This window comes from Streptomyces sp. AC627_RSS907 (genome assembly GCF_019049165.1).
This window is the reverse complement of sequence record NZ_JAGMUE010001203.1, coordinates 1-607: the sequence shown is the minus strand read 5'-3', so window position 1 is coordinate 607 and position 607 is coordinate 1. Positions and strand designations below refer to the sequence as shown.

Here is a 607-nt window from a genome sequence, read left to right as displayed (position 1 = left end):
GTGGATGGTGGAGGCCTCTGTCTTGAAGAACGGCGTGACGGCATTCGAGGTGTACCTCGAAAAGGCAGCCCAAGAAGTCATCAAGGGGTGGCGCGTAACCCTCAAGGACGGGCGGGGCACCCATCGACTTCGTCTGAAGACTCCGAAGGGCTTCACCTCCCCAGGCTGGAAGACGCTGGTCACCGCTCACACAGTTCTCGGAAGCACCGTCGAGACGCTCGACGTCGAGTGGGCCAGGGACCTGCGACACCTCCTGACCCACCAGAACGGTGAACTTCGCGACGAGGAGACGCTTGAGAAGTTCCGGGATACCGACGCCGAGGCTGACACCGATGCCCTCCACCATGCCCACGTCGGGGGCCGAGTCCATCTCGGGGTCGAGCGGGTCGTGAGCGTGCTGGACAAGCTGGCTTCCGTGGTGCGTCACGCCGACGTGGCCGTCTACGCGTACGTTTGGGGGGGAAAGCGTCGGCAGGTGCCGCTGAACGAACTCCACACGGCGAAGTGTTTGGAGTTCATGGCCGAGTGAGCGGCGGCGTCACACGGTGACGGGCTCGGGCTGAAGGTGACGGTAGCGGCCCGGTTGAACAGGTGCGACCCTGAGGAC

General features: G+C 64.3%; 1 protein-coding gene. It reads left to right on the top strand.

Annotation, left to right across the window (positions count from 1 at the left end):
- A partial coding sequence (locus KUM32_RS41070) for a hypothetical protein (protein WP_217146750.1) occupies positions 1 to 529 on the top strand: 529 nt, incomplete at its 5' end.
- Positions 530 to 607 lie beyond the last annotated feature (78 nt).